Source organism: Kitasatospora sp. NPDC057738 (assembly GCF_042798815.1).
GTDB classification, from domain to species: Bacteria; Actinomycetota; Actinomycetes; order Streptomycetales; family Streptomycetaceae; genus Kitasatospora; species Kitasatospora lactacystinica.
Window position 1 is genome coordinate 1 of the sequence record NZ_JBHVJT010000144.1, and the last position, 8,962, is coordinate 8,962.

10 protein-coding genes and 1 pseudogene are annotated in these 8,962 nt (G+C 74.3%); 9 read left to right on the top strand and 2 right to left on the bottom strand.

The annotated features are described in order from the left end of the window. Positions 1–282: pseudogene (locus ACFVGO_RS38880) on the bottom strand (hypothetical protein); the annotation flags it as partial. Between the two features lie 306 nt (positions 283–588). Here ACFVGO_RS38880 and proB point away from each other — a divergent pair. The 5 genes from proB (at position 589) to ACFVGO_RS38905 (ending at position 5,818) form a co-directional block, all read left to right on the top strand. Then, positions 589–1,725 carry a glutamate 5-kinase gene (gene proB, locus ACFVGO_RS38885; RefSeq protein ID WP_359910954.1) on the top strand — a complete coding sequence of 379 codons (1,137 nt, stop codon included), beginning with the start codon at positions 589–591 and terminating at the stop codon, positions 1,723–1,725. Positions 1,726–1,899: 174 nt separating this feature from the next. Continuing rightward, positions 1,900–2,424 carry a hypothetical protein gene (locus ACFVGO_RS38890; RefSeq protein WP_359910956.1) on the top strand — a complete coding sequence of 175 codons (525 nt, stop codon included), beginning with the start codon at positions 1,900–1,902 and terminating at the stop codon, positions 2,422–2,424. A 214-nt stretch (positions 2,425–2,638) separates the two neighbouring features. After that, positions 2,639–3,961, top strand: a complete 1,323-nt coding sequence (locus tag ACFVGO_RS38895) for a glutamate-5-semialdehyde dehydrogenase (protein ID WP_380636884.1) — start codon at positions 2,639–2,641, stop codon at positions 3,959–3,961. An 89-nt stretch (positions 3,962–4,050) separates the two neighbouring features. Then, entirely contained in the window at positions 4,051–4,635 is a 585-nt protein-coding gene (locus ACFVGO_RS38900; RefSeq protein WP_359910959.1) for a hypothetical protein, read from the top strand. A 121-nt stretch (positions 4,636–4,756) separates the two neighbouring features. Further along, positions 4,757–5,818 (top strand): hypothetical protein, encoded by a 1,062-nt coding sequence (locus ACFVGO_RS38905; protein ID WP_380636886.1) that lies wholly within the window; start codon positions 4,757–4,759, stop codon positions 5,816–5,818. Positions 5,819–5,920: 102 nt separating this feature from the next. Here ACFVGO_RS38905 and ACFVGO_RS38910 read toward each other — a convergent pair whose 3' ends face one another. Then, entirely contained in the window at positions 5,921–7,036 is a 1,116-nt protein-coding gene (locus ACFVGO_RS38910; RefSeq protein WP_380348042.1) for a M48 family metallopeptidase, read from the bottom strand. A 261-nt stretch (positions 7,037–7,297) separates the two neighbouring features. Here ACFVGO_RS38910 and ACFVGO_RS38915 point away from each other — a divergent pair, with 261 nt between their 5' ends. The 4 genes from ACFVGO_RS38915 to ACFVGO_RS38930 all read left to right on the top strand — a co-directional run. Then, positions 7,298–7,444 (top strand): hypothetical protein, encoded by a 147-nt coding sequence (locus ACFVGO_RS38915; RefSeq protein ID WP_359910966.1) that lies wholly within the window; start codon positions 7,298–7,300, stop codon positions 7,442–7,444. 210 nt (positions 7,445–7,654) lie between these two features. Then, a complete protein-coding gene (locus tag ACFVGO_RS38920) occupies positions 7,655–7,810 on the top strand; it encodes a hypothetical protein (RefSeq protein ID WP_359910967.1) in 156 nt (51 codons plus the stop codon). 123 nt (positions 7,811–7,933) lie between these two features. Then, positions 7,934–8,566: a nicotinate-nucleotide adenylyltransferase gene (gene nadD, locus ACFVGO_RS38925; protein WP_049658574.1), complete on the top strand. Its 633-nt coding sequence runs from the start codon at positions 7,934–7,936 to the stop codon at positions 8,564–8,566. Positions 8,567–8,580: 14 nt separating this feature from the next. After that, the coding region (locus ACFVGO_RS38930; protein ID WP_380636890.1) for a hypothetical protein at positions 8,581–8,962 on the top strand (382 nt) is incomplete at its 3' end.

Genomic DNA, 8,962 nt, shown 5'->3' on the forward strand with positions numbered 1-8,962 from the left:
GGCGGTGCCCGCGCCGCCGGCCGCCGCTCCGCCGGTCGCCGCACCCGACGGGGCCGCGGTCGAACCGCCGGCCGCGCCGCCGGTCGCGGTGCCCCCGGTGGCGGCACCTCCGGTGGCGGTGCCCGGAGCGCCGCTGGTCGGCGCCGGAGCGGCACCGGTCGAGCCGCCCGCCGGTGCGGCCGGGTCGGCGTTGTCCGGCCCGCAGGCCGCGAGCGACAGGGCGGTGGCCGCCGCGAGCGCGGCGAAGGTCAGCTTGGTGGTGTACGAACGCATGGTGCGCATTTCTCCTGGGCGCACGGCCGCGACCGTTGCCGGCCTTTGCCCAGTGCGGCGCCGCCCGTCGTGACAGGAAGGGTCGATGACGACATGGGTCCAGCGGGCAAGAAGCCGTCCCCCGATCTGGCTTGCGGTCAGGGACCATACCAGTCATCCGGATTGCCGGACGGGCTGTGGCGGGCCCGTGACCGGGCCGGGTCCAGCCGGTGAAACACCCGGCGGGTGACCTGCGCCGATCGCGTAGATTGCGGGGGTGACGGCCGGGCCCGGGCCCCGCCGTACCCGCACCACACCGGAAGGGCGTACAGCGAGATGAGCGAGGACTCTCTGCGGGACGAGGTGCTGACCGCGCGGCGGATCGTCGTCAAGGTCGGCTCCTCCTCCCTGACCACGGCGGCCGGCGGCCTGGACGCCGACCGCGTCGACGCCCTGGTGGACGCGCTCGCCAAGCTGCGCGGCCGCCCCGGGGCGCCGGAGGTCGTGCTCGTCTCCTCCGGCGCGATCGCCGCCGGCCTGGCCCCGCTCGGCCTGGACCGGCGGCCCAAGGACCTGGCCCGCCAGCAGGCCGCCGCCAGCGTCGGCCAGGGCCTGCTGGTCGCCCGCTACACCGCCTCCTTCGCCCGGTACGGGATCAGGGTCGGCCAGGTGCTGCTCACCGCCGAGGACGCCAGCCGGCGCGCCCACTACCGCAACGCCTACCGCACCCTGGACCAGCTGCTCGCGATGGGCGCGATGCCGATCGTCAACGAGAACGACACCGTCGCCACCGCCGAAATCAAGTTCGGCGACAACGACCGGCTCGCCGCCCTGGTCGCCCACCTGGTCCGCGCCGACCTGCTGGTGCTGCTCTCCGACGTGGACGGCCTGTACGACGGCGACCCGTCCCGCCCCGGCACCAGCCGGATCGCCGAGGTGCGCGGCCCGCAGGACCTCGACGGCATCGAGATCGGCAGCGCCGGCAAGGCCGGGGTCGGCACCGGCGGCATGGTCACCAAGGTCGAGGCGGCCCGGATCGCCACCGGCGCCGGCATCCCGGTGGTGCTCACCGCCGCCAGCCAGGCCGCCGACGCGCTGGCCGGCCGGCCCACCGGCACGCTCTTCCTGCGCACCGGAAGCCGGACCTCCGACCGGATGCTCTGGCTGGCCCACGCGAGCAGCCCGCGCGGGGCGCTGCACCTGGACGAGGGTGCCGTCCGGGCGGTCGTCTCCGGCGGCGCCTCGCTGCTGCCGGCCGGGGTCACCAAGGTCGACGGGGAGTTCGCCGCGGGTGATCCGGTGGACCTTCTTGCCGAAAACGGCCACATCGTGGCTCGCGGACTGGTCAACTTTGATGCGAGGGAGTTGCCCCGCCTGCTCGGCCGGTCCACCCGCGACCTGGCCCAGGAGTTCGGCGCCGCGTACGAGCGCGAGGTCGTCCACCGCGACGACCTGGTCGTTCTGCGCGGCTGACCGGCCCGGCGGGCCGGCACCGGCCGCCCGGCCGATCGGCGCAGCGCGCACGGCGGACCGCTCCGTACCGGGAGCGGCCCGGCCACGGGCGAGGAGGGGCGCAGCCGTACCGGTCGGCCGAGGGTCGACGGGGCCGGTGGGGACGACAGGACATCGCCGAACAGGAGGCCGCCGGTGGAACGCAGGCGCGAGGCAGCGCTGACCGCAGGGACGGCGGGCCGGCGGCTGACCAGCATCGACGGCGGGCGCGGGGACGGCCCCGCCGAGCCGGCCGGTCCGCCGCCGCAGAGGCCCGGCGGGGTGCGCAGGATGCGGCCCGAACGCGACCGGGCGGCCCAGCCGCCCACCGTGCCCGAGCAGGCGCGGCTGTGGCACGTGGTGCTGAGCGTGGCCGGGCAGGTCACCCCGCTGCCCTCGCTGCGCGCCTCACTGGAGCAGCTGGCGCACGACCACTCGTTCTTCCTGACCGCCCGCTACGCGGCCGACCACGCGGAGATCCGCTACTGGGAGCAGGCCCGGGACCTCCACGACGCGGCGGCCATCGCGCTGCGGCTGTGGGGCGAGCACAAGGTCACCGCGAACCTGCCGCCCTGGGAGATCGTCGGGCTGGAGGTGGTCGACCGGGCGACGTACCACAAACGGGTGGCGGAGGGCTTCGGCGACCCGCCGCCGCACCTGGGCGGCGTGCACCCGTACTGAGCCGCCCCGTACTGAGCCGCCCCGTACTGAGCCGCCCCGTACTGAGCCGCTCCGTACTGAGCCGCCTCGTACTGAGCCGTCCCGTGCCGGGCCGTCCCCGGCGGCCGGGCGCCCCCCTCGGGCCGGCGATCGTCGGGCCGGGACCGGCGGAGCGGCGTCTCACCGGGCGAAATACCGCCCGGGCGGGGCGGGTGCAGTCGCTACCCTTGGCGGCATGACCAGCGACCTCGCCACCGCCGACAGCCCCGTCCTCGCCGTAGCGCGCCGAGCCCGGGAGGCCGCCGCCGCGCTCGCCCCGCTGCCGCGCGGCGCGAAGGACGCCGCGTTGCTGGCGGTCGCGGACGCCCTGGTGGCCCGCGGCGCCGAGATCGTCGCGGCCAACGCCGAGGACGTGGAGCGGGCCCGGGCGGCCGGCACGGCCGAGTCGGTGATCGACCGGCTGACCCTGACCGAGGAGCGGATCGCCGCGATCGCCTCCGACGTGCGCGACGTGGCGGGCCTGCCCGACCCGGTCGGCGAGGTGGTGCGCGGCTACACCCTGCCCAACGGCCTGGACGTGCGGCAGGTCCGGGTGCCGCTCGGCGTGGTCGGCATCATCTACGAGGCCCGCCCGAACGTCACCGCGGACGCCGCCGCGCTCTGCCTCAAGTCCGGCAACGCGGTGCTGCTGCGCGGCTCCGCCTCCGCCTACCGCTCCAACACCGCGCTGGTCGCCGTGGTGCGCGACGCCGTCGCCGCGTCCGGGCTGCCCGCCGACGCGGTCCAGCTGGTGCCGGGGGAGAGCCGGGACTCGGTGCGGGAGCTGATGCGCGCCCGCGGCCACGTGGACGTGCTGATCCCGCGCGGCGGCGCCTCGCTGATCCGCACCGTGGTCGAGGGCTCCACCGTCCCGGTGATCGAGACCGGCACCGGCAACTGCCACGTCTACGTGGACGCCGAGACGGACCTGGCGATGGCCGTCGGCATCCTGCTGAACTCCAAGGCGCAGCGGGTCAGCGTCTGCAACGCGGCCGAGACGCTGCTGGTCCACCAGGACGTCGCGGACGCCTTCCTGCCGCTCGCGCTGGCGGCGCTCGCCGAGGCCGGGGTGACGGTGCACGGTGACGAGGCGGTGCTGAAGGCCGCCGAGGGCGGCCCGGCCACCGTGGTGCCGGCCACCGACGAGGACTGGGGCGCCGAGTACCTCTCGCTGGACCTGGCCGCCGCGGTGGTGCCCTCGCTGGACGCCGCCGTCGAGCACATCCGCCGCTGGTCCTCCGGCCACACCGAGGCGATCGTCACCACCTCGCAGGCCGCCGCCCGCCGGTTCACCCGGTTGGTCGACTCCACCACGGTGGCCGTCAACGCCTCGACCCGCTTCACCGACGGCGGTGAGTTCGGCTTCGGCGCGGAGATCGGCATCTCCACCCAGAAGCTGCACGCCCGCGGCCCGATGGGCCTGCCCGAGCTGACCAGCACCAAGTACATCGTCACTGGTGACGGGCACGTGCGGGGCGAGGCGGCGCAGACCGTGGGCGGGGACGCGCACGGCCGCTGAACGCCGGGTGAGGGGCGTCCGTCACACGTGTGACGGACCAACTGCCGGGAGCCACAGACAAATCGCCCGGCCGGTAATACGCTGAATCCGTGGCTGAGGATGTGGGGGGCTTCCCGTACCCCGACGGCGCCGACCACGGTGGTGCGGACGACGAGTTCGCCACCGTGGTCTTCGATGAGGCCTTCGTCCGGTCCGCCGCCGTGCACGAGCCGACCGCCAAGGAGCGGCAACTCGCCGCCGCCGAGGCCCGGTTCGAGCCGGACGCCGCGGGCCCGGGCTGGGGCTGTGACGTCCCTGCGGGGGACGGACTGCCGCTGGAACTGCGCCCGTACCCGAGCGGGCTCGACGCGGACCACCTCTACCCCGATCCCTGGTCGGGGCCGGACCGGGCGGCCGACCGCCGGGTCCGGCGGCGGTGGCGACGCGGCTACGACCCGGTGCGCTCCCGCGGGCGGTACGTGGCCCAGCAGCGGTGGCACCGGCCGGTGGCCTGGGTGCTCGCCGTGATCATGGGCGTGGGCCTGGTGGCGATCGCGGTCGCGGCGATCTACCAGGGCGTGGGCGGTTCCGCGGGAGCGCCCCGGCGCCCCGAGTCCGGCACCAGCAGCGCCGGGGTCGATCCGGGGCAGGCCCCGGCCGATCCCCCGCTGGTGGTCACGGCACCGGCGGGCTAGGGCGGGCCGATGCCATCGCCCCGGGCGCGGGCGCACGCCCGGGGGCGGTGGTCACTGAGCGTTCCCGGGAATGTGCGCCCGCACCCTCGTGGCGGCGCCGGTGTCGGCCTACCCTGGTGGTGTGGGTGACCCGCGAGAGCCTCCGGAGGGTACGCCCGAGGGCGGTTCCGGCAACGAGGACGAATTCCGGTCCGTCGTGTTCGACGAATCGTTCGTGCGGGCTGCCCGCATCCAGGAACTGTCCGCCCGGGAGCGGCTGGCCGGCTCCTTCGGCAAGGCCACCCGGCCGCGGGTGCGGCTCGGCCCGCTGGGCACCGTCCCGCGCCAGGCGCTCATCCTGCTGCTGCTCATCCTGCTCGCCTTCGGGACCGCGGTGTACTTCGGCGTGAGCTCGCCGAGGGGGACCGCGGTGCGGCCCGAGGGCAGTCAACTGACCGTCAGCCTGGTCGCGTTGAGCCCGGCGTCGGCCGTCCACCCGGTCGCCGACCCGGCGGACCCGTTCACCGCGCTGCAGCCCGGGTACGGGGACGGCACGATCGGGCTGAACACCCCGACCGGGGCCGCCACCGAGCACTTCAGCCGGGTCGAGGTGACCAAGGCGCTCGACACCGTCCAGCGCTACCTGGTCGCCTCCTCGCTGGCCCCGGCCGCGCTGGTCCAGGGCGCCACCGCCGACGTGCGGGCCTTCGTCACGCCCGGTGAGCAGGCGGAGTTCGACGCGAGCGTGGCGCAGCCGGTGGACGACCGGCACCATGCGGTGACCGGCTGGATGGTCCGCTTCGACCCGGCGCAGGTCGCGCTGGCCTCGAACACCGTGAAGGTGGCCGGCGCGATGCGGATCGACGAGGCGGACGGCGGGACCCTGCAGATCACCACCGACCACACCTTCGTCTACGCGCTGAAGCCGGCCGGGGCCCCGGCCGGAGCGCCGGTCACCCTGGAGACCGTGCGGCGGCAGCTGACCTTCGAGTTCGACCGGGTCGACCTGGCCTCGGCGCAGCTGCGGCTGGTGGACTCGGTGGTGCAGGCCGGTCCGGAGCCCTGCGACACCTCGATGGCGGGCTTCCTGCAGCCGGTGCTGGCCACCGAGCAGGGCACGGCGGTCGCGCCGCCGACGCCGGTCGACCCCGGCAACCACGCCCGGCCGGGCTGGCAGGTGTGCGCGGTGCTGGCGGGCGGCTGAGGCGTGCCCCGGCCGTGGAACGGCGAGGCGGCCGGTGCCCCGGACGGGACACCGGCCGCCGTCGCGGTCGGGGTGGGCCGGCGGTCGTCGCGGCCCCGGGGGTCAGCTGCCGTCGCGGTCCGCGGAACCCGAGCCCGCTGAACCCGAGCCCGAGGAGCCGTTGCCCGAGGAACCGTTGCCCGAGGAGCCGTTGCGGCCGGCGGCGCCGGTGAAGGTGTCGCGGAGCTTGCCGCCGACGGTCGCCGCGCCGCCGGCGACGTCCCGGAGCAGGCCCATCAGCGGGTCCTTGCTCTCCTTGACCGAGCTGGTGTAGTGGTCGGCGGCGGCCTTCCACTGCTCGGAGACCGAGGCGTCCGGGTCGTCCGCGCGGCGCGGGTAGGCGCCGGCCACGATCGAGCGGTAGTCGTCGCTCTCCGCCCACTTCTTCAGCTGGGCGACCCGCACCACCGCGAAGGGGTGGGTCTGCGGCAGCAGCTGGAGCACCTTGAGCACGCCGTCGCGCAGATCGCCGGCCTTCTCGTACTCCTCGGCCTGCTCCAGGAAGGCGTCGACGTTCATCTCGGCCAGGTTGTGGCCGCCGGCCAGCTTCATCAGGGCCCGCATGGACGCCTGGAGGTCCTGTCCGGCGAGCAGGCCGGCCCGGTCGCTGGACAGCTCCGCCTTGCGGAACCACTCCTTGAGCGCGGTGATGACCGCGGTGATCGCCAGGTTGCCCAGCGGCACCCAGGCGATCCGGGTGGCGATGTTGGTGAGGATCATCAGCATCGTCCGGTAGACGGCGTGGCCGGACATCGCGTGGCCGACCTCGTGGCCGATGACGGAGCGCAGTTCCTCCTCGTCGAGCAGCTCGACCAGGCCGCTGGTGACCACGATGACCGGGGTGTCGATGCCGATGCAGTAGGCGTTGACCGTCGGGTCCTGGGAGACGTACAGGTCGGGGACCTGCTCCAGGTCGAGCACGTAGGCGGCGTCCCGCACCATGTCGTGCAGCTCCGGGAACTGGCGCTCGGAGGTCTTCACGGCGGTGGCCAGGAACATCAGCCGGATCGCCCGCTCGGAGACCAGACCGGCGAGCTTCTTCAGGATGTCGTCGAAGCCGGTGAGCTTGCGCAGCGCGACCAGGGCCGAGCGGTCCGCCGGGTGCTCCCAGGCCCGGGTGGAGATTCCGGGGAAGCGCTCGCGGCGGCGGCTCGGGGCCTTCACGGTCGTGTCGGTCATGGTCTGAGTACCTCCTGGTCGACGGCGGCCGCGGCCCGCTGGCCCGCCCCCCGTTGGTCTTCGCCTGCAACGACTGTCTGTGCAACGCGCGCGGTTGCGTACTCGTCCCCGGGGGCAGCGTACGCGCGGAGCGTCCCGGGGGCGGCGGGCGCGTCACCGGGGCCGGTGGGCGGCGTCGGTGTGAGGCCGGTTTAACCTGAGTCCTGGACGACCGAGACCGGACCCGGCCGCGGTACCGAGCAGTTCGAGGAGCCCCCGCAGATGTCCACCGACACGCTTGTCAGCCTGGCCGCGCCCATCTCCGACGAGACCGGCCCGGGCCTGTTCCTGCGGATCATCGTGGTCGCGTCCTTCGTGGGCATCGGCCTGCTGGTCTGGATCATGGCCCGCGCCTTCAAGAACAACTAGGGCCGCTCTCCCGGGCCTGTCGCCGGGCCCGTTCCCGGCCGGCTCGCGGCCCGTTCCCGGCCCTCGCCCCCGGCTCGTGCTCACGCCCGGTCAGCGGCGGTGGGCCGCCGAGCGGTTGCCGTGTAACCCCCCGTACGATGACGGGTGGGCCCTCACCGGCCCGGAACCACCCCCAGGTCCGTTCCCCGAGCCGAGAAGGTCCCGCCGACCATGAGCACTGCTGCCGCACTCCCCGTTCTGAACCTTCTCGCCGAGGGCGAGGGGGGCAACCACGACAGCCTGAACCCGGCCCTGACCGGTGGCGCCGCGCTGTTCATCCTGCTGGTCCTGCTCTTCATCACCACCCGCTTCAACCGGGACCGCTGAGCCGGCCGCGCGGACCGCTCGGGGAGCGTCCGGCCACCGGCCGGCCGCTCCCTCACGCATCTGCGGAGAACCCCCACCCGGCCGTTCCCGCACCGTAACGGGTGTCGCGTAAGGTGTGGCGGCATGGGAGAGCAGGCCGGGAATCCCGGCGGACCGGAACCGGTGAAGAAGCGCCTCGGCGTGATGGGCGGCACCTTCGACCCGATCCACCACGGCCACCTCGTCGCCGCCAGTGAGGTCGCGAGCGCGTTCCACCTGGACGAAGTGATCTTCGTGCCGACCGGGCAGCCGTGGCAGAAGAGCGACCGCCACGTCACCCCGGCCGAGGACCGCTACCTGATGACGGTCATCGCCACCGCCGAGAACCCGCAGTTCTCGGTCAGCCGGATCGACATCGACCGCGAGGGCCCGACGTACACCGTCGACACCCTGCGCGACCTGCACGCCCTGCACCCGGACGCCGACCTCTTCTTCATCACCGGCGCCGACGCGCTCGCCCAGATCCTCTCCTGGCGCGACTCCGACGAGCTCTTCTCGCTGGCCCACTTCATCGGATGCACCCGCCCGGGGCACACTCTGTCGGACGCCGGGCTTCCGGTGGGCGGGGTCTCCCTGGTGGAGGTCCCGGCGCTGGCCATCTCCTCCACGGACTGCCGCAACCGGGTCGCCAAGGGTGAGCCCGTCTGGTACCTCGTCCCGGACGGCGTGGTCCGCTACATCGACAAGCGGGCGCTGTACGCGCCGCGCGGGGACTGATCCAGGAGCGGTGCATGACTGATCGCAGCGACGGCCGGCGGCCGGAGGACTGGTCCACCGGGCAGTACCAGCAGCCGTACCAGGGCTACCAGAACCCGCAGCAGCAGCAACCACAGCAGCCGCAGCCGCAGCAGCAGCCGCAGTCGTACGAGCAGCAGCAGTACGACCAGCAGTACGACCAGTACGGGCAGCCGGTGTACGGGCAGGACCCGTACGGCTACCAGCAGCAGGGCTACCAGGGGTACGACGGGTACCAGCAGGGCGGACAGGGCGGGCAGTTCCCGCAACCACAGCAGCAGCCGCAGCAGCCGCAGTCGTACGAGCAGCAGCAGTACGACCAGCAGTACGACCAGTACGGGCAGCCGGTGTACGGGCAGGACCCGTACGGCTACCAGC